General features: G+C 36.4%; 2 tRNA genes and 1 rRNA gene. All 3 read right to left on the reverse strand.

The features are described from left to right. Window positions 1-170 precede the first annotated feature (170 nt). Window positions 171-246: transfer RNA gene (locus ABDZ69_RS15560), tRNA-Ala, on the reverse strand. A gap of 3 nt (window positions 247-249) precedes the next feature. Beyond that, a tRNA-Ile gene (locus ABDZ69_RS15565) sits at window positions 250-326 on the reverse strand. Between the two features lie 6 nt (window positions 327-332). Further along, window positions 333-449, reverse strand: a 5S ribosomal RNA gene (gene rrf, locus ABDZ69_RS15570). Window positions 450-696 lie beyond the last annotated feature (247 nt).

Raw genomic sequence — 696 nt, forward strand, 5'->3', positions numbered from 1 at the left:
TTAAAAGAATCGACTGGCTTAATGTACTCTGTTTAATTTTCAAAGACCATGTCGCATTTGCGACTTTCTTATAATATCATGTTGAAATTAAGTTGTCAACATAATTTTTATAATTTTTTACTGTTTTTGAGGATAATAAAACATCTGCTATAATACAGATGTTTTATTTTTGGTGGAGATAATGAGATTCGAACTCATGACCCCCTGCTTGCAAGGCAGGTGCTCTCCCAACTGAGCTATACCCCCATATGGTGGACCTTCAGGGACTCGAACCCCGGACCAACCGGTTATGAGCCGGTTGCTCTAACCAACTGAGCTAAAGATCCATACTAACCTGGCGACGACCTACTTTCCCACAAGGCTGCCCTTGTAGTATCATCGGCGCTATGAAGCTTAACCTTCGTGTTCGGAAAGGGAACGGGTGTTACCTTCAAGCCATAATCACCAGATGCTAATTCACAGAAATCTTTGATTTCGTTTTGAGTTAGTATTTCGCAGCTACGCTGCCGAAATTTCCTTAATTAGTTTTATCCAATTAGGTTTTACATGTTACATTTTTAAATTATAATTCATTTTTAAAATGTTGTCAACATGTTTTTTTAACTTTTTATTCTTTAAATTAAGTATAGAGTAAAGTTTAATTAAGATCAAGCCCTCGACCTATTAGTACTAGTCAGCTGAATATATTACTATACT

It is taken from the genome of Clostridium malenominatum (assembly GCF_039521365.1).
Classification (GTDB): Bacteria; Bacillota; Clostridia; order Clostridiales; family Clostridiaceae; genus Clostridium_AW; species Clostridium_AW malenominatum.